We start from the raw sequence: 22605 nt of genomic DNA, 5'->3' as shown, positions 1-22605 counted from the left end.
ATACGGCGAGCGGCCTCGATCTCCGCAGCGAACAGATCACCACGATCCTTCGGGAAGATGTAGTGGTGGTCGGTCGTCGTCGTACATCCGGATTTCGCGAGCCACGCGAGACCTGCTGCAGCAGCGCCTCCGACGACTTCCGCGTCCATCTTCGACCACGGCTTGTACAACGCGACGAGCCACTCGAACAGGGTGTTGTCCTTCGCCAGTCCCTGGGAGGCCCACTGGTAGAGGTGATGGTGCGTGTTCACCAAGCCCGGGGTCAGGAGCGCGCCGCCTGCGTCGATCCTCTCGGCACCGTCGACAGCGGGAGCCTCACCGGATCCGAGCGCCGAGATGATGCCGTTCTCGATCACAACGTAGCCGTTCGTGATCTCGTGGCCGACGATCGGAGCGATGTACGCGTTGTGGATGATGGTCTTCGTCATCGGGCCTCGGCCTTTCGAGTTGCTGCGAGCCGCACCGCGTCGAGAATCTTCTCGTATCCGGTACAGCGACAGAGGTTTCCGGCGAGCGATTCGCGGATCTCTGCATCGGAGGGATTCGGTACCCGTTCGACGAGATCGTGCGCTTGCACGACGAGACCGGGGGTGCAGAATCCGCACTGCACCGCCCCGCATTCCACGAACGCTTCCTGCATCGGATCGAGGGTGTCACCGTCGGCCAGGCCCTCGACGGTACGGACCGACCGACCCTCGACCTGACCGGCTGCCACGAGACATGCACATGCCGGTACATCGTCGAGATAGACCGTGCACGAACCACACTCACCTTGCTCGCATGCGTTCTTCGAACCGGGCAATCCCATCCGCTCCCGCAGGAGATACAGCAGACTCTCGCCCTCCCAGACGTCGTCGGCTTCCAATTCCTTACCGTTGACCGTGCACGTGACGCGCATGTCTCACGCCGCCTTTCCGTTGTTGCCGAGGTCTTTCCAAGCCCAGCCGAGGGTTCTCTTCGCCATGACGGCCAATGCATGCCTGCGGTAGTTCGCAGTGCCGCGAACATCGTCGATGGGGCTCGCAGCGTCCGAGACCAGTTCGCTGAATCGCACGACCACCCGGTCGTCCAACGGACCGGACCAGTCGACCTCGCCGGCGAGGAATTCCTCGGCAGCATAAGCCCGCCGGGGCGTCGGCGCAGCGGACCCGAGTCCGGTTCCGATTCGCTTCTCACCGGGGTAGAGAGCTATCGAGAAGGAGCACACCGCGATCACCATTGCGTTGCGCGTACCGATCTTGGAGAAGTACTGCGGACCGGCGGCGGGCTTCACGTGGAACGCTCTGATCAATTCGTCGCGCTCGCAGCAGTTCCGCTTCACCCCGACGTAGAAGTCGGCGGCCGGAATCATCCGAGTTCCGCGGGCAGCCGACTCCACCTCGATCACTGCCCCTGCGGCGAGAAGTGGTGCGTGCAGGTCGCCGGCGGGAGATGCACCGCCGAGGTTGCCGCCTACGGTCCCCCGGTTTCGAATCTGCGGAGATCCGACGGTCCGGGAGGCCTGCGCGATGCCGGGAAGCCGGTCTCCGACTTCCTCGATGATGCGCACGTACGGCATCCCCGCGCCGATGCGCAGCGTGTCGTCGGGCAGTTGTTCCCAGGTGGTGAGTTCGCTGATGGGGTTCAGATCGAGGAGAGCTCCCGGCCGATGAACGTCGAAGTTCATCTCGACCATGACGTCGGTGCCGCCTTGAATCGGGACGGCATCGACGTCGTCGGCTTTGGCCGTCAGTGCGTCGGCCCAGGTCTGTGGCCGTAGAAAGTCCATCGTGCTCGCTCCAACTTTTCGATGCCGGGTGTGTGCATCCAGTACACCTGCGCGACATCCGACGAACGAGAGACAATAACGACGAACTATGACGGTGATCACAGTGTAGGTTCTGGAGGTTCCTACAAAGAGCGAGGTCGATTGGCCGTGAGACTGCATGACTTGCTGGGATTGTCCGACCTGAAGTTGCAGCAGGTAGTCGCACCCGAGCACTTCGATCCGGTGATCCGATGGGTAGTCACCACCGACATGCTCGATCCGAGTCGCTATCTGACCGGCGGCGAGCTCGTTCTTACCGGCCTGGTGTGGCACACCGATTCTGATGACTCGTATTCCTTCGTCAGTTCCGTCGCCAAGGCCGGGGTCGCGGCGGTTGCAGCATCCGAAGGCGGGTTGGTCCCCGACGACCTCGTGGCCGCATGCCGCGAGCACGGGTTGCCGCTGTTCCGGGTTCCCGCGGACGTCGCTTTTGCGACGGTTACCGAGGTCGTCGTCCGCCAGTTGTCGACGGCGAGAACGTCGGACTTGAAGGCTGTCCTCGACCGACACCAACGCCTTGTCGAAAGCACCGGACCGGGCGGCATAGGTCCGCTGCTCGATCTCGTCGGCACCGAACTCGGGATGGAGTGCTGGGTGTCCACGGCGTCGGGCAACGTCCTCGCGGGTCCGGAAGGCATTCCGGACCCTGTCTTCCTCGCCCACGAGTTCTTGACCGCTCGGAGGCTTCCCCACTACGTCGAGGAGTACGGAATCTCCCTGCTGCCGGTGGACAGCGATTCCGCCGCCCGGGTCGTCGACTGGTTCGTTGCTGTCCGAAGCGATTGGCAGACATGGCATCCGGAGAGGCTGGCGCTCGCCGAACAGTTGTCATCCATCGTCGCGGTCGAGCGTGCCCGATCCGACGACAGGCACACCGGATCCGGCATCCTCGCACAGGAATTCGTGCGTGCAGTGTCCGAGGGAGCGTCGGCGTCGGACATTGCGCAGCAGATGTACGTCATCGGCCTTCCGGTCGAATCACGCTATATCGCAATAGCAGCGGCAGTGTCCGAGGATGTGCTACGCCTCGGCGAAGTTCGTCAGTTGGTTCGTGAGACCTCGGCGTCCTCTTTTTCGGCAGTCGGCATCACCGACGGCGAGGTCATTGCGATCGTGCCTGCCGACCAAGACCTCACCCCGGCAATCGAACGAGCCGTGGAAGTCCTCGCCCCGGGACTGACGGGTACCGGACTGTCCATCGGCGTCAGCAGCCTCGTTGCCTCACGCGACATCCGCAGCGCCGTCGAGGAGGCCAAACATGCTCGTCAGCTCGCCGCACGTCGCAACGACGACCGCTACGTAGTCGGACACGAGGAACTTGCCACCCTCGTATTACTGCTGGCCGGAGTTCCCGACGATGTTCGACGGATGTTCCGCTCACGGCTGCTCACGCCCCTCGCCGACTACGACGACGTCCACAAGAGCGACCTGATTGCGACCCTGTCTGCGTTCCTCGACACCAACGGGTCGTGGACGAAGTGCGCCGATCAGATGCACCTTCACGTCAACTCGGTGCGCTATCGGATCCAGCGAATCGAAGAGTTGACGGGCCGCGATCTCTCCCGACTCGAGGACAGGGTCGAGTTCTATCTGGCGCTGCGCCTCGCGTGACTTCCCATCTGATACCGATCGGTGTCAAGATCGCTGAGTGAGCACTTCCGAAACCGACACCGCCACCGGCCGCCCGTACCGCGGATCGACACCCGGGCAGCGGCGCGAGACGCGGCGCGAGCAGCTCCTCGACGCCGCTGTCGAGGTGTTCGGAACAACCGGATACCGCTCGGCTTCGATCGATCGGATCTGCGCGACGGCGGGCTTGACCAAGAGGTACTTCTACGAATCGTTCGACAGCAGCGAAGACCTGCTCGAAGCGGTCTACCGACGTGCAACGGCCACGATGCTGACCAGCATCCACCCGCCTACCACCAGTGCAGCGATCGGACCCGAGACCAGTGCCGAGGAAGTTCTTCAAGCCGCACTGTCGAACTTCTTTCGCACGATTGCCGACGATCCACGTTCTGCGCGCATCGTTCTGCTCGAGGTGCTCGGCGTCTCGGCCGAGATCGATGCTTTGTATCGGCAGACGACGTCCCTGTTCGTCGACGCGGTGCTCGCCCTCGCAACGTCCGTCGGGATTGCCAACGGTCTCGCGGGTCCGAATCGACGGACTCTCGCCATCGGGCTGGTCGGCGCCGTTCTGATGATGACGCAGCAGTGGTTGCTTGCGCCGGACTCGGAACCGTTGGACGGCATCATCGCCGGTGCTCACACCATCCTCGGTGCGGTGGCGTTCGGGCGTCTCGACTGACATCCGTCGTCTCCAAGTCGTTTCCAAGTGGGCACGTGCACTCTCGTCTGCAGACTCCCAGCGAACGGAAGTGAGACCGACCCTCATGAGTGCTCCTACTCTCGACAACTTCATCGACAGTGCGACCACCAGCCGAGTGCGTGCCGCACGCGTCAGTTTCTGCGACCGCGAGGATGCCGAGATGTTCCTGGAATGGCTCAGGGTTCGCTCCGAGGCGCTGGCGACCGAGGTGACGTTTCCGCTGTTCGTGTGCACAGCCGCGGACGCATACAGCCTGTCGGCGGCGACGACGTACGCCGTGTTCGGCGACATACCGGTCGATGACCTTCCACCGGCGGTCGCCGAGTCGGTCGCCACGTGCGAGCTACCCGCAGTCCTCGGTCCGTTCGACGCGGCCACAGGCTGGGATGTCGTCTTCGCCCTGTCGCGACGGTGAGTGCGCAGTAGTCGGCAGAAGGGGAACCAGCGTGAGGACGAGATCACGCACCCGGTTTCGGTCCAGTTCGCGACCGATCGCGCCTCCTGCCCGCAGGATCTCGGGCGGGATGGACGTGCGCATCTCTTGGTCGTACCGCCCCATGTCGATCGGGTCCATCGTGGCAGGAACGTAGCCGCTCAACTCGGTGTGTCGCCCCACAACTCCCAGCAACTGTGCGGCGGAGTCGAAGTCGCCCCGACGGAACAACGCATATGCCAGCGTCGCCAGGCCAACCATCCATGACGACGTATCGGACACAACGTCGCAGGCGTCGATCATGCGGGCAAGCTTGAGTTCGGCCGGTCCACCCCAATCACCGCGCGCCAGATCGACCTTCGCGTGGATCCACAGAGCCGACGCCTCACACCACTGGTAGCCGGACTCGGCCGACACCTCGGCCGACGCTTCCAGCAGTTCCTGCGCCCGTTCGAGGTCTCCGCTGCGCAAGTACGCTGTGCCGGCGGACATCAGGGCCTCCGCCCTCGTATACGGCGCGTCCATGGCAGTTCCCAGTTCGAGCGCTTCGTTTGCATGGCCGAGCGCTTGCTCCGTCATTCCTGCTCCAGCTTCGAAGAACGCAAGCGAGACGAGCACGTCGGATCTGGCCATATCGTCGCCAAAAGTGTCGGGTTCGAGTTCGGCCAGCCTGGACAACGACTCGAGAAGACCGGAGATGTCACCCGCCAGGTATCGCGTGATCGTAAGACCGGCGAGCGCCCGGACGAGGACCCCGACCGGGATGTCTTTCGCCTTCATGGCTGGTTCGAGGTATCGAAGCCCTTCGGCGACATGCCCGCGCCGGTACCAATACCAATAGAGACTGCCGACTATGCGCAAGTACGTCTCGGATGCAGAGTCGAGGTGATCGAGAGCTGCTCGCACGTTGGGGATATCGCGATCCAGCCGTGCCATCCACCGCGGACAATCCGGTCCGCGTAGACCGAAATACGCCCCCTCTGCCATCTGGATCACCCACTCCGCGTGGCGTTGGCGCAGATCCGAGGTTCGAGCCGGATCACGCTGTAGCGCTGCGTAACTCCGGAGCGTCTCCAGCATGCGATACCGACGGGGATCACCGCCGACCGACTTGACGAGCGACTTGTCGATAAGCGTTCCCAGATCACCGATGATGTCCGACTCACCGACGACGGTGCGCGCCGCATCCAGGTCGAAACCACCGTCGAAAATCGCCAGATTTTGGAACAGGGTTCGCTCGGAGCCACCGAGGGTGGAATACGACCACTCGACCGCGGCCAGCATGGTCGAGTGGCGAACATTGTTGCGCGGGCCGCCTCGTAGGACCGCGAAACGGTCGTCGATGTTGTCGACGAGTTGCCGAACGGACAACGTCCGGCACTGCCCGGCCGCGAGTTCGATCGCCAGCGGCATGCCGTCGAGTTCCTGACAGAGGTTCTCGAGCAGCCCCAACTCGTCGACGTCGGGTTGCCATCCGCCCATCTGCGACGCTGCTCGCTCCACGAACAAGCGCACGGCCTCCCCGTGCGGACCGCCAGACAGCGACGGCATCTCGTACACGAATTCGCCGGAAACACCCAGAGCTTCGCGGCTGGTGGCAAGGACCGAAATCCCCGGACTCGACGCGAGCAACGTGGACACGAAGGCTGCGATGGGTTCGACGATCTGTTCGCAGTTGTCCAGCACGAGCACAGTCTCACGATCCCGGAGAATCGCTATCAGTGCGGGAGCCCCACCCGACACCGTCACGTTCAGTCCCGTCGCGATCGCGTCGATGAGCAGGTCCCCGTCGCGTACGTCGGCGAGTTCGACGAACCACGGGCCGTCCGAATCCCTCCGCAGCCGCGCGACTTCGAGCGCGAGGCGTGTCTTCCCCATTCCACCGGGCCCGGTCAGCGTCACGAGACGATGCGCGGACGTGGCATCTGCGACATCGCCGAGAATGTCCTGGCGTCCGACCAGCGGTGTCGGCGGAATGGGGACATGGCTACCGCGCGAGCGCGCCGCCGGTGCCGCAGCGGCGGCGTCGAGCGACGGATCCTGACGCAGGATGGCGTCGTGCAACGCCAGCAGGCTCGGTCGTGGATCCGCACCCAGTTCCTCTGCCAGACGCTCCCGGGCGGTGCGCAGCGCTGCCAGTGCGTCGCCCTGCCTTCCCGACCGGTAAAGCGAGGTGGCAAGCAGTTCCCACGCCCTCTCTCGCAACGGGTACTCGCGGGTGTGAGCTTCCAGTTCGGCTGCGGCAGAGGCGTTGTTGCCCAAGGCCACGGAGGAATCCATGCGATCCTCGACCGCGTCGAGCCGCAATTCGTCGAGATGTCGAATCTCGGCCACGGCAAATTCACGGTCCGCGCAGTCGGCGTATGCCGGCCCGCGCCACATCTCGAGTGCCTCGCCCAGCATTCGTTCGGCGTCAGCAGGATCGCCGGCAGCGAGGGCCTGCTTGCCGCGGGATGCGGCCACGACGAACCGCTTGGAATCGACGGAGCCTGAGGGCAGCTCGAGTGCGTAACCCGGCCCTTTTCGGACGAGGACCTTCGGCTTGCCGCTTCCCCGGTGCGGCTCGAGAGCCTTGCGGAGTGTCGATACGTATCCCTGCAGGGTGAGCGAGGCGGTGCGGGGTGGCTGTTCGCCCCACAGGTCATCGATCAGCGTCTCGTCGGTGACCATTCGGCCGTCGGCGATCACCAACCTCGCGAGGAGTGCGCGCGGGACCGGGCCACCGAGTGCGACCGCAGCGCCGTCGAGAAAGGCCTCGAGGGGCCCGAGCACACGCAGCTCCAGCCCTGAGCTGGTCGCGGAGTCAACGGTCGGCACCGATGGATCATAAGTTGTGCCTCGGCTTCCGTCGCCCTACAGGCTACTTCGGCGTGACCGTTCCCAGCTTTGCCAAGATGATTCCCAGGACGACATACCCTGCGATCAACTGGACGGAACCCACGACCTGGCCTGCGTCGCGCGCGATCAGCACCACCGGAATGGCGGCCACGAACCACGACTGCGCCCACAGGGTCCACCAACGAACGATTCCGGTCCAGCGACCAGCGATGGCGATGCGCACACCGATACCCACCATCCCGAGCATCGACAGCGGCCAGAACATGTCGAACGCCGCCCAGACCGGGGTCCCTTGGATCAGCCAGAACGCGTCGAACGTCGAGGACACCAGCGCGCCTGCCATGAACACGAACTGCGCGATGTAGAAGCCCTTCGCCACCCGACCGGTGCCCATCGCATTCGTCCGCACCTGCAGGAGCAGGAGGCGGATGATGGCAATCTGGAATGCAATCGCGGTCGCTCCCCCGACGAGCGTCTGCCAACCGAATCCTTCGAGGTCGCCGATCAGAGTCATGCAGAGCGCCCACGCAGCGGTGGCGACGGCCAATCCGATGCCGGTCACACGTATCCCCTGGAGGGTGGCGGTACGGGGGGCGGTGTTCTGGGTGACGGTCATGGTTACTACTCCCTGTGTGTGATCCGAGTGGAACTTCGACGACCACACGATGGCGTGAACCACTGGGAAATCACTGGGACTCGAGCTACTGACTCTCGTAGAGCCTGTTCTCGTAGGCCGGGCCGAAGTACTCTTCCAGTTCGGCAACCGTCTCGGGCGAATTCGGCATGACTGCTTTCGTGATGGCCGCAACCGTAGGCATCACCGTCGGATCCCAGGATTGCGGCTCCCACAGCCGCGATCTCATGAACGCCTTGGCACAGTGAAAGAAGACCTGTTCGACGTCGACGACGAGACACAGGATGGGTCGATGTCCCTTCACCGACATCTCGTCGAAGAACGGTGCGTCCTTGACGAGGCGGGCGCCACCGTTGATCCGAAGTGTGTCGCCACGACCCGGTATGAAGAAGTTGATACCGACGAACGGATTCGCCAGGACGTTTCGATAGCCGTCCATGCGCTTGTTTCCCGGACGCTCGGCAATCGCAATCGTCTTCTCGTCGAGCACACGAACGAGTTCGCCTGCGGGGTCTCCCTTCGGCGAGACGTCGCACCGACCGTCGGTGCCGGCTGTGCCGATCAAGCAGAACGGGGAATGCGCGAGCCACTGGACGTCGAGCGGGTGAAGCGCGGAGCGGTCCTTGTTCGCAGCGCGATAGCTCGGCGTGCCGAACATCTCTGTCAACTCTTCGGGGTCTCGAATTTCGTCCCATTCCACGCCTGCGAGACTAACAACCGACCCGACGGCGGGTCACGCGAGTTTCAGACGGAGTGATCCGACTCAGGCAACCCGAACGCCATGATCGCCGCATCGTCTTCCAGTCCGGTGCCGAAACTCTCCATCAACTCGCGGAGTGCGTCCACGATCCGATGCGCGCTCGACGGCGCATGAGCCCTCGCGAATTCGAGCAAAGCTCCGTCGTCGTCGTAGCGCTCGCGGCCTACTCCGGTCCGCGCCTCCGTCAAGCCATCGGAATAGAGCACCACGGTGTCCCCCGGCATCAACCGAACACAAGTCGACACGAACCGAGCATCAGGAAGAATCCCTACGAGTTGTCCGCCCGCCGTGCCCAAATACTCTGCGGTGCCTGCCTTTCGGAGCAGGATCGCCGGCGGGTGTCCGCCACTGGCCAATTCGACGTCGAGTCCACCCCCACCGAGCGTCATGACTCCGAACAAGACCGTGCAAAACTTGGCCGCGTCCTGTCCGAACTCCTGCAGGAGAAGCGAATTGAGATCGCGCAGCACCGTTACCGGATCTCGGTCGTACACCGCTGCTGCACGGAGGGTGTACCTCGTCGACGACGTGATGGCTGCAGCCTCGGGTCCCTTGCCGCACACATCGCCGAGGAAGAACCCCCACCGATTGTCCGACAATGGAAACAGGTCGTAGAAATCTCCCCCGACGTCGTAGTTCGAGGCGAAGTGGTAGTACGCGTCGGCGTCGACCCCCGAAGGCGGCGTCAACGACGGGGGCAGCAGGGATCTCTGCAGAGTGGTGGCGAGTACCTGCACCCGCTCACGTTCGAATTCGGCACGTCGACGTTCCTCGATCAACTCGCGCTCGTAGGAGCGTCGTTCCCGAGCGTCGAGTGCGGTGATTCGAATCAGGGCCGGAACCCCGTCCGGCCCGATCCGGGTGTTCGCGGTGACGAAGACCGGAAGCTGCTCGCCGTGCGAATCGAGGAGATCGAGTGCTGCACTGTCGATCGAGCCGCGAGTGAGGAGCAACGGCGCGAAATGTGTCTCGTAGTGGATTCGACCGCCGACTGTGAGGAGATCCGCGAAACGGCGTCCGAGCAGGTCTCCACGCTCGTATTCGAGCCACTTCAACAGGGTGGCGTTCACTTTCGCGATCCTGCCGTCGGGCCAGGTCGAGAGGTAGCCGCATGGTGCGAACTCGTAGAGATCCTCGGCTGTGTCGTGCAGCAGAGGGTCGGCGTCGTTCATCGGGCGGTCGATCATGAGAAGTCGACGAACGACAGAATCGCCTGCGAAGTGATGTCCGGATTACTCACGTGTGGGCAATGCCCGCTCGCATCCAGTGTGACCGACGAACTGCCTGCGATGTTGTCGCAGACGTAGCGCCCCACCGACGGTGGTGCGAGCGAATCGTTCGCGCAGTCGATCACGAGCGTCGGAGTCACAACGCGCGCCAAGTCGGCCCGGTTGTCCGACAGAAAGGTAGCCCGGGCGAACGATCGGGCGCACGCAGGGTCTGTCCTGCAAAAACTTTCGGTCAGTTCTTCGCCGAGTTCGGGACGATCGGGGTTGCCCATGATCCGTGGAGCCATCTGGCTGGACCAACCGAGGTAGTTGCTGTCGAGTGAGTCGAGTAGTTCATCGATGTCGGCGCGGCTGAAGCCTCCTCGGTAGTCACCGTCGTCGATGTACCGGGGTGACGGTGTCAGCAGAATGAGCCTGGCGAACAAGTCCGGGCGCGCCGCGGCAGCCAGAACACCGATCATCGATGCCACCGAGTGGCCGACGAACGTGACGTTTCGCAGATCGAGGTCGGTCACGATATCCACGACGTCGGCCGCGTATGCATCGAGAGACGAGTAGCGTTCCTCGTCCCATGCCGCCAGGTCCGAGGCACCGGCTCCCACATGGTCGAACAGCACCACGCGACACGTCGGCGTCAATAGGTCCGTGACGGCCCGCCACAGATGCTGATCGCAGCCGAAACCGTGCGCAAGCATGACCGTCGGACCGTTGTCCACGCCCACGATCGACACATTGTTCCTTGCGCGCACATCCACCGACACAGTGTCTCACCCGCCTATTCGCAGGTGAGAGCGGAGGCGGAATAGGAATCTCGCACCTCATGTTGAAGCGACAATGAAAAAGATCGGGTTCTTGTCGTTCGGTCACTGGACGCCGTCGCCGCAGTCCCAGACGCGGTCTGCTTCGGACGTACTCCTGCAGTCGATCGATCTGGCGGTTGCTGCCGAGGAGTTGGGCGCCGACGGTGCGTACTACCGCGTACACCACTTCGCCAACCAGCTCTCCTCGCCGTTCCCGCTGCTCGCAGCGATCGGCGCCAAGACCGACTCCATCGAGATCGGCACCGGAGTCATCGACATGCGCTACGAAAACCCGTACTACATGACCGAGGATGCGGGATCGGCCGACCTCATCTCGGGAGGCCGACTACAACTCGGCATCAGCCGAGGATCGCCCGAGCAGGTGATCGAGGGGTACAAATACTTCGGTCACGTTCCGAAGGACGGTACCGACCACGCGGAGATGGCCCGCGATCACACTCGCACGTTCCTCGACCTCCTCGACGGAAAGGGATTCGCCGAGCCCAATCCTCGGCCCATGTTCCCGAATCCGCCTGGACTGCTTCGTCTCGAACCGCACTCTGCTGGTCTGCGCAAGCGGATCTGGTGGGGAGCCGGCAACCGTAAGACTGCCGAATGGGCCGCCGAGCAGGGCATGAACCTGATGAGTTCGACGCTACTGAGCGAGGACACCGGAGTCCCGTTCCACCAACTCCAAGCCGAGCAGATCGAGCGCTTTCGCAAGACCTGGGCAGACGCGCAGCACTCACACGAACCGCGCGTCTCGGTCAGTCGGAGCATCTTTCCGATAGTGAACGAAACGGACCGTGCCTACTTCGGGCAGCAAACCGACGGGCAGGATCAGGTCGGTTACATCGACGGAGGCATCGCCCGCTTCGGCAAGTCCTACGCCGGCGAACCGGACCGGCTCATCGAGGAACTTGCCGCTGACGAGGCCATAGCCGCTGCCGACACCGTGCTGCTCACCGTTCCCAACCAACTCGGAGTCGACTACTGCGCACACGTGATGGAATCGCTACTCACCGAGGTGGCACCCGCGCTGGGCTGGCGCTGAGGCAGGCCGGGACGGCAGTCGTCACGGATGCACGATTGTCACCCCGCCCGCACCTGCACCCGACGCATGGTGCCTGCCACGCGGACGCAGGCAGCCGATGGACGCCCGCCGGCTACCTGTACGACCGCTCGGTATGCAGTCGCAAACCTGCATCCGAGACTTGCAGCGGTGTCGAAGTCGATCTCGTCGGGGAGCAACACCAGATTGACGTCTGCGTGGTCGAGCGCAACACGGTCCGCGAACGACCCGTGGTGAGTGAAACCGGGCTGAGTTTGGACATCGCACACTTGCTGGTCGCCGCGCCGGCACGGTGGACAGTCCCCGCAGGCATTGACGAACGGGACCGTGATGCGGGCGCCGACGGCGAAACTTTCGACCAGGTCCCCGACTTCGACGACGGTTCCGGCCAGTTCGTGACCAGGAACGTTCGGCAGCGGAATGTCAGGATCGTGACCGCGCCAGCCGTGCCAGTCACTCCGGCACAGACCGGTAGCAGCGACCTCGACGACGACCCCGTGCGGCGGGCACGTCGGATTCGGTATGTCGCGGATCTCGATCGGCCCGCCGAACGTCTCGTACATTGCTGCTTTCATCGGTTCATTGTGCTGTAGTCACGCCTCGCAACGCTCGACCGCGGCGGCGTTCGAGTCCGCAGGGCAGTATGGTGACGTTTGACTAAGCTACCGGCGGGTAATACCTACTGCTGAGCGCAGAGCGCTCGGGCATTCGTGTGCCCCAGAGACCCTCCTCTGTTCTCCAATCTGCTTGCAATACAAAAATATTCGGTCCAATTAGCCGATTTCCACACGAAGCCCGCTGTGTGGCGGTTACGTTGCAGTCGTGGCAGAGCGGGGGGCCAAGCCCCAGGTTTCATTGGTTCGCAGGACGGCGTTGCGCGCCGTCCGAATGTTGTTCAATCCGCTGAGACCCGACGACTACCTGTCGATGATCAACCCCTTGTGGACGACACGGGAGTTGCGGGGTCAGGTGGTGCGCGTCGCGCCCGAAGGGTCGGATGCGGTATCGGTGTTCATCAAGCCCGGCTTCGAGTGGGCAGGTCACACGCCGGGACAGTACGTACGCCTCGGAGTTCTCATCGACGGCCGCTATCACTGGCGGGCCTACTCGTTGACGTCCGATCCCGAACCTGTCGACGGCCTCGTGAGCGTCAGCCCGAAGCTGGTACCGGAGGGCACCGTCTCGCCGTACCTGGTGGGGACCATCAGGACGGGCGACATCGTCCGTCTCAGCGAGGTGGAGGGTGAGTTCACGCTTCCGAGTCCGATCCCGGACAAGATGGTGTTCATCAGCGCGGGCAGCGGCATCACGCCCATCATCAGCATGCTGCGCAGTCTCGATCACCACGACCAGGTGACTGACATCGTGGTGGTGCACTCGGTGCACACCCGTGAACAGCTCATGTTCGCCGAGACGCTCGAGGAGTTGGAGGCCAAGCACGACGGGCTGCGCCTCGAGCTTCGTATCACCAGCGACGAAGGCCGGATGAAGGCTTCGGAGCTGGACGCGCTCGTCCCTGACTGGCGCGAGCGCGACGCGTTCTGCTCGGGTCCGGGAGAGCATCTGGACGATCTTCGGTCTTACTGGAAGGACCAGGGAGATTACGATCGGTTCCACCACGAGAGCTTCCAACCTGTCATCGGCGGGGGCGATGACGCAGGTGAGGGCGGTACGGTCCGATTCACCAACAGCAACAAGGACGTCGAGTGCGACGGTAGCACCACTATCCTGGCCGCCGGCGAAGACGCAGGTCTCGATCTGACCTTCGGTTGCCGCATCGGAATTTGCCATACCTGTGTGGGCACGCTCAAGTCCGGGCGTTTACGAGACCTTCGAAACGGGGACGTCTCAGAACCTACCGGGCAAGCGGTGCGTATCTGCGTGAACACAGCCGAGGGCGACATCGAAATCGAACTATGAGTTCACGATTCATTTGCGACAAGGGGTACCCATGACCATCGACGACACAACCAGGATAGATCCAGTCAATCCACTGGCGCATCTCAGCGACGACACCATCGCTGAGCTCGCAAAGGAATTCGACGCCATCCACGACGAGGTCTATGCGAGCCTTGGTGCGAAGGATCGCAAGTACATCACTTCCGTGATCGCTGCCCAGCGCCAGTTGCTCGTCGCAGGTCGGGTTCTGCTGCTCGGCTCGACGAGCAAGCCTGCCTGGGTTGCCGGCACCGCATGCCTTGGGATCGCCAAGATTCTCGAGAACATGGAAATCGGTCACAACGTCATGCACGGGCAGTGGGATTGGATGAACGACCCGGAGATCCACTCCTCGGTGTGGGACTGGGACACGGCATCCACCGCCCAGTCCTGGAAGCACTCGCACAACTACGTCCACCACACGTACACCAACATTCGCGGCAAGGACAAAGATCTCGGATACGAGATCATGCGGATCGACCCGCGCCAGAAATGGCATCCGGTGTATCTCGCCCAGCCGTTCTACAACGTCCTCCTGATGGCATTCTTCGAGTGGGGTGTCGCATTGCACGACCTCGACATCGAGGCGATCCGACGAGGCGAGAAGCCCGCCAAGGATGTCATCAGCGACCTCAAGGGTATTGCGGTCAAGGCACGCAAGCAGTTCGTCAAGGACTACGTCGGTTGGCCGGTCATCAGCGCCGGCGCGTTCGCTCTGGCGCAATTGGCGTCGGGTGGTCGTCTGCGCGAAAGCAAGAGGTCGCGCATCGCGACGAAGCTCCGCTCGTCCACTCGCTTCGGCTCATCGCGCAAGACGGCGGCGTTCCTCGACAACAGGTTCAGCGGTATCGAGAGCACGTTCCTGTCCACTGTCGCTGCCAACTTCACGGCGAACATCATCCGCAACGTGTGGTCGCACGGGATCATCTTCTGCGGTCACTTCCCGGATCAGGCATACACGTTCAGCGAGGAAGAGGTCGAGAACGAGACCCGCGGAGGCTGGTACGTCCGGCAGCTGGTCGGCGCCGCCAACATCGACGGCGGGCCACTGTTCCACCTCATGAGCGGCAACCTCAGCTACCAGGTCGAGCACCACCTGTACCCGGATATGCCGAGCACCAGATACTCCGAGGTCGCACCGAAGATCAAGGACATCTGCGAGCGATACCAGTTGCCGTACAACAGTGGGCCACTGATGCAGCAGTGGGGCATGGTGCACCGCACCATCGCGAGGCTGGCCCTCCCCGGCGGTAAGATTCGGCCGAAGCCAGGCCCCTACCGGCCGGAAGAGGCCTGGCGTCGCAAGTTCAGCGAGACGCCTTCGGAGAGCGAGGCGGCCCGCTCGCGTAGCCGCGTTCCCGCCGGGCACCCTGCCGCCGGACCGGAGCACAACTCCGGTGGCGTCGACGTCGAACCACCGCCCCGCGGCGACGACTGACGGAAGTAATTCTTGCGCTCCAAGCCTGGGCAACACCGTCTTTCGACGTTGCCCAGGCTTGGAGCGTTTTCGTTGTCCTGATGCACGCACTCGGACCCAGATGAATTCATCTGCCGTTGGTTGACACGATTGCGCGCGGATCCGATCATGAACCGATGACCGAGCCCTTCCTGCCCCGCCATCATCACGACGATTCGATCGATGCGGCCGATCCCGGCCTCGGCGCTCCCGGCCACGAAGAGAACGTGCCGGATGCAGCCGAGCTCGACGCGCAGGTCGACGCCTTCGAGAAGCGCCTCGACGCCGAGCGCGACAGCCACATCCCGTTCCACGCACCGACCCCGAAGTCGGACTGACGGCAGCAGTGAACTGCCGGCAGCAGTAGCGGGCTATCCCTCTCGGCTCGAACGGCCGGTTCCGCTCGGCCCCTGCATCACGCGAACGATCTCAGCCGCGTCGAATTCGTTGGGAACGCCCCACTTCGATTCGTATCCGTACACCTCACGCAACGATGTCGCAGATTCGTGGCCGTACAAGATGTCCAGATCGTCGGCCGTGATCAATCCGGGGTGTGCCACTCCACACGCCTCGGACACCTTCAGCAGGTCACGTCGCAACGTCCGCAGGTAGTTGGTGGCTCGGTCGGCCTTACTCAGCGGGTCGAGACCATGGGTAAGCCACTTACCCTGTGTTGCAATGCCTGTCGGGCACATGTCCGTGTGGCATTTCTGTGCCTGCACGCATCCGATAGACATCATGACTTCGCGGGCGACATTGACCATGTCGCATCCCAGCGCGAACGCGACGACCGCGTTGTCGGGCAGTCCGAGCTTGCCCGACCCGATGAACGTGACGTGGTCGGCGATGCCTGCGCGAGCGAACTGTTCGTATACTCGCGCAAATCCGACGCGAAACGGTAGCGACACCGATTCGCTGAACAGCAACGGTGCCGCGCCGGTCCCCCCTTCGCCGCCATCGATTGTCACGAAGTCGACGCCTCGCTCGGTAGTACTCATCAAGTCCACCAGTTCGGACCAGAAGTCCATGTTGCCGACAGCGGACTTGATGCCAACGGGAACCCCGGTCCGGTCGGCGATCATTTCGACCCAGTCCAACATGGAGTCGACACTGTCGAATTCGGAGTGCCTCGACGGACTCGCACAATCGACGCCTTCCTCGATTCCTCGAATTCTGGCGATCTCGGGCGTCACCTTGGCCCCGGGAAGTAGACCGCCCAGACCGGGTTTCGCACCCTGGCTGAGTTTGATCTCGATCGACTTCACGGGGTTGGAGGCAACGAGATCTTCCAGTCGCGACAGTTCGAATCGGCCTGCGCTGTCACGACATCCGAAGTAGGACGTGCCGATCTGAAGTGTCAGGTCGGCGCCGTGTCGGTGGTGCGGCGACAACCCACCCTCTCCGGTGTTGTGCAGAGCTCCAGCAGCGGCTGCGCCGCGGTTGAGTGCTTCGATCGCTGCGGCGGACAACGAGCCGAAGCTCATGGCCGACACGTTGACGACGGACGACGGCCTGAATGCACCCCGCCGGTCGCGGTGCCCGCCGAGTACCTTCGCTGCCGGAACGGTGTCGCCGCCACCCACGTGCTGCGCCGTCGCAGGTGCGATGTCGGAGAATGTGCGGTGCTTGATGATCGGGTAACCCTGTGCGAACTCGGTGTCGTTGTCGGCGCCGAAACCGAAATAGTTGTTCTGCAACTTCGCCGACGAGTAGATCCACCGCCGCTGGTTGCGGCTGAACGGACGCTCCTCGTCGTTCCCGCTGACGATGTACTGCCGCAGTTCCGGACCGACCGCTTCCAGGAGATACCGGGCATGCCCGAGCACCGGGAAGTTACGCAGGATTGCGTGACGTTTCTGTGTGAGGTCGTATACCGCGACGCCGAGAACACCCGCGACCGGAACCAGCGGCAATGCCCGTACCCATTTCGATGCCATAGTCGATCACACTGTCACCGTGAGGGGTGGCGGGAGCGGTCGAACAGTGAAACAACACGCGACATTTGCGCGACTGTCCGGTCCCGCGCGCGTGGTCAGGCGTCATACGGTTCCAGCGACGAGCACAGGATGGCCGAGGGAGTCCGTCATAGGACCAGAACCGTGGCCTGACGTTCACCGCAGTCGTGGACATTCGATCGAATCGATCGAGAGTGTCCTATAGTCGATCGGTTAGGTCGACTACAGAACTGGCGAGGAAGCAGGTCTTCATGTCACGTCCAGGCCGGGTACATGCGTTCGCCGACGATGCGCTGGGCGAGCTCGATGCGACGGGTGTCGCTGCGGCAATCGAGTCGGGCGAGATCTCTTCGCGCGAGGCCGTCGATGCTGCGATAGCACGTGCCGACGCGGTGAACGAGCGTGTGAATGCCATCCAGACTGCCGATTTCGATCGTGCACGCACACTCGCGCAGAACCCGTCAGCGGGCGTATTCTCCGGAGTTCCGACGTTCGTCAAGGACAACACCGATGTCGCTGGATTGCCGACCGATCACGGTTCGCTCGCCATTCACTCCCACCCAGCATCGCGCAACGCCGCCTACACCGATCAGTTCCTCTCGACCGGGTTGATCAGCCTGGGCAAGTCGACGTTGCCCGAGTTCGGCTTCAACGCCAGCACCGAATACGAGACTCTGCCACCGACCCGTAATCCCTGGAACACCGACTACTCCAGCGGTGCGTCGTCAGGCGGCTCCGCAGCCCTTGTCGCTGCAGGTGTAGTCCCGATCGCCCACGCGAACGACGGCGGCGGTTCCATTCGCATACCCGCAGCAGCGTGCGGACTGGTAGGACTCAAGCTCACCCGCGGCCGTGAGATCGCCGACGCCCATTCCTCGGGAATGCCGGTCAACATCGTGTCCAACGGTGTGCTCACTCGCACGGTGCGGGACACCGCCGCGTTCGTTGCGCAGATCGAGCGATACCGAACCCCGCCGAAGCTGCGTCCGGTCGGGTTGATCGAGGGCCCGTCGAAGCGGCGACTACGAATCGGAGTGATCACGGAATCACTGCCGGGCATACCCGTCGACGAAACGACCCAGCTGGCGGTCCAGGACAGCGCCCACCTACTGGCCGATCTGGGACACGATGTCAGCGAACTCGGGCTGCCGTTGTCGGAAAAGGATCTTCGCGAGTTCCAGGAGGATTTCAAGATCTACTGGGCCTTCCTGGCATTCGCAGTGCGAACGTTCGGGAAGAAGGTAATGGACCCGACGTTCGACGCGGCCGGAACGGATGCGTTGACCCGGGGCCTGTCGCGCACATACATGCGGAACTTCTGGCGGACCCCACAGATGATTCATCGACTCCGACGGTCCGCGGACAGGTATCACGAAGCCTTCGCCGACATCGACGTCATGGTCTCACCGGTTCTCGCGCACACGACGCCGAAGCTCGGATTCCTCTCCCCCGCAAACGGTTTCGATGTCCTGTTCCCGCGGCTTCTCGCGTACGTCGCGTTCACTCCACTCAACAACGCCACCGGTGGCCCGGCCATCTCGCTTCCGCTCGCGCAGACCACGGACGGCCTACCGGTCGGTGTTCAATTCTTGGCCGACCATGGCGCCGAAGCGAAGTTGCTGGAGTTGGCGTTCGAACTCGAAGCTGCACGACCGTTCCGAAAGATCACGTCGGACGCGCAGTAGGATTGCGGCTCCGCCGCACTGGCACGGTTAAGTGTCCTCCCGTGCACTCAACCGTGCCACTGAGAAGCGGGCATCTCAGGCACTGTTGACTGCCACGGATCCGATTCGACTGAATCGCTTCTCACGGGCAATTCGTCTCATGTCGGGGTCCTGACCGATGAGTTCACCGAGTTCGCGGTGAAGGACCGCCCCGACCCGGTCGCAGAACTGTTGTGGTTCGTCTGCCGCATCAGGCAACTCAGGGATGATCAGATCCACGATTCCGGCGCTCAGAAGATCGAGAGAGCGCACCCCCTGCTTCGTCGCCATATCCGCAGCATGACCGGTGTCGCGATAGACGATCGCGCTGGCGCCTTCGGGAGGAAGTGGCGACAGCCAGGCGTGCTGCGCGGCGAGCACCCGGTCCGCCGGTACCAGAGCAAGAGCGCCGCCACCGGTCCCCTGCCCCAGCAGAAGTGAAACTGTGGGCGTCTCCAGATCGACCATGTCGGCTATGCAGCGGGCGATCTCGCCGGCGAGGCCACCTTCCTCTGCCTCCTTGGACAGCGCCGCACCCGCGGTGTCGATGACGGTGACCAACGGCAGCTGTAGGTCTTGCGCCAGACGCATTCCCCGACGTGCTTCGCGGAGCGCTGCTGGGCCAAGAGGGGTCTTGATCGTCTGGCCTCGTCGATCCTGGCCGAGCAGAACGCAGGGCATGTCGCCGAATCGAACGAGCGCAAGAATCAATCCTGGGTCGGCCTCCCCTTGGCCGGTTCCGTTGAGCGGCAGTACATCTGCTGCGGTGTTGAACAGCAGCTCACGTACCCCGGGGCGATCGTGGCGACGAGACGCAACGATGGATGTCCACGCGGGGACATCGTCGATCTCCCACTCGACGACGTCGGAGTCCCGCGTCCGACAGGGTGTCTTGTCCGTCATGATCCGCAGTGCGCGGTCGACGATCTCGCCAAGTTGTTCCGGCGATCTGATGGCGTCGACAAGTCCGTGCGCCTGCAAGTTTTCGGCCGTCTGGACTCCGGAAGGAAACTTCGCGTCGTACAACGCCTCGTACACACGGGGGCCGAGGAATCCCACGAGGGCGCCCGGCTCGGCGACCGTGACATGCCCGAGCGACCCCCAGGAGGCGAACACTCCTCCGGTGGTCGGGTGTCGCAAGTACACGATGTACGGGAGGTGCGCGGCTTTGTGAGCAGTGATGGCGGCGGTGATCTTGACCATCTGCAGGAACGCCACGGTCCCTTCCTGCATGCGCGTTCCACCGGACGTCGGCAATGCAAGGAGTGGGAGTCCTTCCGCAGTTGCGCGGTGCACGGCCGCCACCAGCCGTTCCCCTGCCGCCACGCCGATCGAGCCTGCAAGGAAGGAGAACTCGCACAGCAGGATGGCAACCGTGCGTCCGCGGATGGTCGCCGAGCCGGTCAGCACCGATTCGTCGAGACCGGTCTTGTCACGTGCCGCTGCCAATTCGACGGCGTACGCGTCGTCGACGAGATAGTCCACGCCAGGTGTATCCCACGACTCGAAGCTTCCTGCGTCGATCACGAGATCCAGCAATTCGACGGCCGTCATTCTGGTCATCAGATCGCTTCCTTCAGCCAGTTGCGGACGAGTTCGTCGTCGGCTCCGAGGACCGGCGGGGCCAAATGGCGCGTTTCGGTGACCTCGGTGCCGTCGGCTTCGAAGAACCGCAGGGGCGGCCCGGGCAGTGTCACGGTGCCGAGCGTCTCATGCTCGACATCGACCAGTAGGCCTTGCGATTTCGTCTGTTCCCATTCGTAGACTTCTTGCACGTTGCGGACTTTGCCTGCGGGAACACCGATGTCGTCGAGTAATTGCAGCAGCGGTTCGGTGTCGTAGGTACGGAAGATCTTCGAGACCAACTCGATGACCTCCAACCGGCTGTCGACGCGTTGTGGGTTGGTCGCCATGCCTTCGAGATCCGGGTCGATACCGAACCCATCGCAGAATCGATGCCACAATCCTTCGCTGCCGACGGAAATCTGCACTGCGCCATCAGATGTCGGGAAGAGCCCGTATGGACAGATGGACGGGTGGTGGTTGCCCTGCGCCTGACCGACCTCACCGGCCACGGTCCATTTCGTGCCCTGGAACGCATGCACTCCGACAACGCTGGCAAGCAAGGACGTGCGAACGACCTTGCCTCGGCCGGTCCGGTCCCTCTCACGCAGGGCGGCGAGCACACCGAACGCCCCGTACATGCCGGCGAGGAGATCCGCGATGGGAACGCCGACGCGTTGCACGTCGTCCGGTCCAGAGCCGGTGAACGACATCAGTCCCGCCTCACCCTGCGCGATCTGGTCGTATCCCGAACGGCCACCTTCCGGCCCATCGTGGCCGAAGCCGCTGATAGACAACACGACCAGGGTCGGATTTATCTCCGCCAACCGCTCGGGTGAGAATCCGAGTCGATCGAGCACACCGGTTCGAAAGTTCTCGAGGAGAGCATCCGCGCGCTCGATCATGTTCTCGAGCGCTTCGCGACCGTCGTCGGTCTTCAGATCGAGGGCGATTGACCGCTTGTTGCGATTTGCCGACAGAAAGTACGTCGACTCGCGCTCGGCATCCCGTGGGGTCACGAACGGTGGCCCCCAGACTCGGGTGTCGTCCCCTCCCTTGGGAGTCTCGACTTTGATGATGTCAGCACCGCGATCGCCGAGCATCATCGCTGCATGCGGACCCGCGAGTGCCCGTGTCAGGTCGACGACGACGGTGCCTGCGAGCGGTCCGGTCCTGCCTGTCGTATTGAGCGGCATAGTCTTCACGATCCTTAAGTCGAAACGAGGGAGTTGAGCCTGCAATAAAGGCTTAGTGGCCAAGTGGCCTATCCAATTAAATTGAGCCAGAGCAGTGGCGGAAAGTCAAGAAGTCGACCGTGTGGGTCCTGATCGGGGCTGCGCACTTGACCAGTGCGCAGCCCTCGATTCAAGCGAAACCCGGTAGACCGAGAGCCCTACAGCCAGCCGGGCACAACCAGCAGCGCCCATGCGATGACGGGCCCCAGCACGACGACGAGGGCGCTGTACTTCAGGATCTGTTTGTAGAAGACGTCCTTGTCCACACCCTGCGCGTTCGCCAGCACGAGAGCGCCGTTCGTCGAGAACGGACTGACGTCGACGATCGTCGACGAGATTGCCAACGCGACGATCACGCCGACGGCGCCTACCTCACCTGCGAGCAAGAAGGGCACGGCAAGGGGAATCGTCACGCCGAGGATGGCGGTCGACGAGGCGAAGGCAGAGACGATGGCGCCGATGTAGCAGAGCAGCAGGGCTACGAGCAGCGGGATACCGATGCTTGCCACGGCATCTCCGACGTATCCGACGGTGCCGGCTTCCTGCAGCACCCCGACGAACGTGAGGACGCCTCCGATGAGTAGAACCGTCGACCAACTGATCTGGTTGATCGCACCTTTCTGAGCCTTCGGCGACGCGAGGGCGAGCACAACTGCCACCGTCATCGCCACGAAGCCGACGTCCAGATCGAGGATGAGGGAGAGGATTGCAAGCGATGCAAGGCCGATGAGCGTCAGGATCTGATCGAAGGTGATCGCCTTGACTGCGACAGCGAGAGGCGGCGCGTTTTCGACGGTCACCGTTTGCGAGCGAGCTTTGGTCGTCGTCGCACCGAATCCACGCATCACGGTCG

21 protein-coding genes are annotated in these 22605 nt (G+C 63.2%); 8 read left to right on the top strand and 13 right to left on the bottom strand.

Annotation, left to right across the window (positions count from 1 at the left end; genetic code table 11):
• From A2J03_RS23790 to A2J03_RS23780, 3 genes are all read right to left on the bottom strand, one after another.
• A partial coding sequence (locus A2J03_RS23790; RefSeq protein ID WP_231912690.1) for an amidohydrolase family protein occupies window positions 1–428 on the bottom strand: 428 nt, incomplete at its 3' end.
• Window positions 425–898, bottom strand: coding sequence for a (2Fe-2S)-binding protein (locus A2J03_RS23785; protein WP_068378918.1), 474 nt, complete (start codon window positions 896–898; stop codon window positions 425–427). The genes A2J03_RS23790 and A2J03_RS23785, both read right to left, overlap by 4 nt.
• Before the next feature lie 3 nt (window positions 899–901).
• Complete coding sequence (locus tag A2J03_RS23780; protein WP_068378916.1) at window positions 902–1768, bottom strand: FAD binding domain-containing protein; 867 nt, start codon at window positions 1766–1768, stop codon at window positions 902–904.
• 147 nt (window positions 1769–1915) lie between these two features.
• Between A2J03_RS23780 and A2J03_RS23775 the strand changes: the two genes are divergently transcribed.
• The 3 genes from A2J03_RS23775 (at window position 1916) to A2J03_RS23765 (ending at window position 4551) form a co-directional block, all read left to right on the top strand.
• Window positions 1916–3418 carry a PucR family transcriptional regulator gene (locus tag A2J03_RS23775; RefSeq protein ID WP_068378913.1) on the top strand — a complete coding sequence of 501 codons (1503 nt, stop codon included), beginning with the start codon at window positions 1916–1918 and terminating at the stop codon, window positions 3416–3418.
• A gap of 37 nt (window positions 3419–3455) precedes the next feature.
• On the top strand, window positions 3456–4115 hold the full coding sequence (locus tag A2J03_RS23770) for a TetR/AcrR family transcriptional regulator (RefSeq protein WP_068378911.1): 660 nt from the start codon (window positions 3456–3458) through the stop codon (window positions 4113–4115).
• Window positions 4116–4200: 85 nt separating this feature from the next.
• A complete protein-coding gene (locus tag A2J03_RS23765; RefSeq protein WP_156520558.1) occupies window positions 4201–4551 on the top strand; it encodes a hypothetical protein in 351 nt (116 codons plus the stop codon).
• Here the strand turns inward: A2J03_RS23765 and A2J03_RS23760 are convergent.
• The 5 genes from A2J03_RS23760 to A2J03_RS23740 form a co-directional block, all read right to left on the bottom strand.
• A complete protein-coding gene (locus A2J03_RS23760) occupies window positions 4480–7386 on the bottom strand; it encodes a BTAD domain-containing putative transcriptional regulator (protein ID WP_068378907.1) in 2907 nt (968 codons plus the stop codon). The two genes, A2J03_RS23765 and A2J03_RS23760, sit on opposite strands and share 72 nt — an antisense overlap.
• Before the next feature lie 43 nt (window positions 7387–7429).
• On the bottom strand, window positions 7430–8023 hold the full coding sequence (locus tag A2J03_RS23755; RefSeq protein WP_068378926.1) for a hypothetical protein: 594 nt from the start codon (window positions 8021–8023) through the stop codon (window positions 7430–7432).
• A gap of 85 nt (window positions 8024–8108) precedes the next feature.
• Window positions 8109–8741, bottom strand: a complete 633-nt coding sequence (locus tag A2J03_RS23750) for a pyridoxamine 5'-phosphate oxidase family protein (protein WP_068378905.1) — start codon at window positions 8739–8741, stop codon at window positions 8109–8111.
• Window positions 8742–8785: 44 nt separating this feature from the next.
• Window positions 8786–9973, bottom strand: coding sequence for a PP2C family protein-serine/threonine phosphatase (locus A2J03_RS23745; RefSeq protein WP_068378923.1), 1188 nt, complete (start codon window positions 9971–9973; stop codon window positions 8786–8788).
• Between the two features lie 11 nt (window positions 9974–9984).
• Window positions 9985–10785 carry an alpha/beta fold hydrolase gene (locus tag A2J03_RS23740; protein WP_068378920.1) on the bottom strand — a complete coding sequence of 267 codons (801 nt, stop codon included), beginning with the start codon at window positions 10783–10785 and terminating at the stop codon, window positions 9985–9987.
• A gap of 79 nt (window positions 10786–10864) precedes the next feature.
• Here A2J03_RS23740 and A2J03_RS23735 point away from each other — a divergent pair, with 79 nt between their 5' ends.
• On the top strand, window positions 10865–11884 hold the full coding sequence (locus A2J03_RS23735) for an LLM class flavin-dependent oxidoreductase (RefSeq protein ID WP_068378902.1): 1020 nt from the start codon (window positions 10865–10867) through the stop codon (window positions 11882–11884).
• A 38-nt stretch (window positions 11885–11922) separates the two neighbouring features.
• Here the strand turns inward: A2J03_RS23735 and A2J03_RS23730 are convergent, their stop codons facing one another.
• Window positions 11923–12477 carry an alcohol dehydrogenase catalytic domain-containing protein gene (locus tag A2J03_RS23730; RefSeq protein ID WP_068378899.1) on the bottom strand — a complete coding sequence of 185 codons (555 nt, stop codon included), beginning with the start codon at window positions 12475–12477 and terminating at the stop codon, window positions 11923–11925.
• Window positions 12478–12724: 247 nt separating this feature from the next.
• On the opposite strand from A2J03_RS23730, the gene A2J03_RS23725 reads away from it, so the two are divergent.
• From A2J03_RS23725 to A2J03_RS23715, 3 genes are all read left to right on the top strand, one after another.
• Window positions 12725–13822 (top strand): ferredoxin reductase, encoded by a 1098-nt coding sequence (locus A2J03_RS23725; RefSeq protein ID WP_197480935.1) that lies wholly within the window; start codon window positions 12725–12727, stop codon window positions 13820–13822.
• A gap of 31 nt (window positions 13823–13853) precedes the next feature.
• A complete protein-coding gene (locus tag A2J03_RS23720; protein WP_068378894.1) occupies window positions 13854–15278 on the top strand; it encodes a fatty acid desaturase family protein in 1425 nt (474 codons plus the stop codon).
• Window positions 15279–15433: 155 nt separating this feature from the next.
• A complete protein-coding gene (locus A2J03_RS23715; RefSeq protein ID WP_068378893.1) occupies window positions 15434–15634 on the top strand; it encodes a hypothetical protein in 201 nt (66 codons plus the stop codon).
• A 33-nt stretch (window positions 15635–15667) separates the two neighbouring features.
• On the opposite strand, the gene A2J03_RS23710 is transcribed toward A2J03_RS23715, so the two are convergent.
• Complete coding sequence (locus A2J03_RS23710; RefSeq protein WP_068378892.1) at window positions 15668–17233, bottom strand: FMN-binding glutamate synthase family protein; 1566 nt, start codon at window positions 17231–17233, stop codon at window positions 15668–15670.
• A gap of 269 nt (window positions 17234–17502) precedes the next feature.
• Here A2J03_RS23710 and A2J03_RS23705 point away from each other — a divergent pair, with 269 nt between their 5' ends.
• Window positions 17503–18936, top strand: coding sequence for an amidase (locus A2J03_RS23705; RefSeq protein ID WP_068378891.1), 1434 nt, complete (start codon window positions 17503–17505; stop codon window positions 18934–18936).
• Window positions 18937–19011: 75 nt separating this feature from the next.
• On the opposite strand, the gene A2J03_RS23700 is transcribed toward A2J03_RS23705, so the two are convergent.
• The 3 genes from A2J03_RS23700 to A2J03_RS23690 all read right to left on the bottom strand — a co-directional run.
• Window positions 19012–20517: a carboxyl transferase domain-containing protein gene (locus A2J03_RS23700; RefSeq protein ID WP_068378888.1), complete on the bottom strand. Its 1506-nt coding sequence runs from the start codon at window positions 20515–20517 to the stop codon at window positions 19012–19014.
• Window positions 20517–21713, bottom strand: a complete 1197-nt coding sequence (locus tag A2J03_RS23695) for a CaiB/BaiF CoA transferase family protein (RefSeq protein WP_068378885.1) — start codon at window positions 21711–21713, stop codon at window positions 20517–20519. The genes A2J03_RS23700 and A2J03_RS23695 overlap by 1 nt, the downstream gene beginning before the upstream one ends.
• A 197-nt stretch (window positions 21714–21910) precedes the next feature.
• Window positions 21911–22605: SLC13 family permease (locus A2J03_RS23690; protein ID WP_331712392.1), on the bottom strand; the 695-nt coding region annotated here is incomplete at its 5' end.

It is taken from the genome of Rhodococcus sp. EPR-157, assembly GCF_001647195.1.
Lineage (GTDB): Bacteria > Actinomycetota > Actinomycetes > Mycobacteriales > Mycobacteriaceae > Rhodococcoides.
The sequence above is the reverse complement of the archived record's forward strand: the minus strand, read 5'-3'. Positions and strand labels throughout refer to the sequence as shown.

Excerpts from the sequence above, each read along its gene's own strand:
- A2J03_RS23700 (WP_068378888.1), bottom strand. The coding sequence starts at position 20,517 with ATGACCAGAATGACGGCCGTCGAATTGCTGGATCTCGTGATCGACGCA.
- A2J03_RS23745 (WP_068378923.1), bottom strand. The coding sequence starts at position 9,973 with ATGAACGACGCCGACCCTCTGCTGCACGACACAGCCGAGGATCTCTAC.
- A2J03_RS23695 (WP_068378885.1), bottom strand. The coding sequence starts at position 21,713 with ATGCCGCTCAATACGACAGGCAGGACCGGACCGCTCGCAGGCACCGTC.
- A2J03_RS23780 (WP_068378916.1), bottom strand. The coding sequence starts at position 1,768 with ATGGACTTTCTACGGCCACAGACCTGGGCCGACGCACTGACGGCCAAA.
- A2J03_RS23785 (WP_068378918.1), bottom strand. The coding sequence starts at position 898 with ATGCGCGTCACGTGCACGGTCAACGGTAAGGAATTGGAAGCCGACGAC.
- A2J03_RS23755 (WP_068378926.1), bottom strand. The coding sequence starts at position 8,023 with ATGACCGTCACCCAGAACACCGCCCCCCGTACCGCCACCCTCCAGGGG.
- A2J03_RS23730 (WP_068378899.1), bottom strand. The coding sequence starts at position 12,477 with ATGAAAGCAGCAATGTACGAGACGTTCGGCGGGCCGATCGAGATCCGC.
- A2J03_RS23715 (WP_068378893.1), top strand. The coding sequence starts at position 15,434 with ATGACCGAGCCCTTCCTGCCCCGCCATCATCACGACGATTCGATCGAT.
- A2J03_RS23735 (WP_068378902.1), top strand. The coding sequence starts at position 10,865 with ATGAAAAAGATCGGGTTCTTGTCGTTCGGTCACTGGACGCCGTCGCCG.
- A2J03_RS23720 (WP_068378894.1), top strand. The coding sequence starts at position 13,854 with ATGACCATCGACGACACAACCAGGATAGATCCAGTCAATCCACTGGCG.
- A2J03_RS23765 (WP_156520558.1), top strand. The coding sequence starts at position 4,201 with ATGAGTGCTCCTACTCTCGACAACTTCATCGACAGTGCGACCACCAGC.
- A2J03_RS23705 (WP_068378891.1), top strand. The coding sequence starts at position 17,503 with ATGTCACGTCCAGGCCGGGTACATGCGTTCGCCGACGATGCGCTGGGC.
- A2J03_RS23710 (WP_068378892.1), bottom strand. The coding sequence starts at position 17,233 with ATGGCATCGAAATGGGTACGGGCATTGCCGCTGGTTCCGGTCGCGGGT.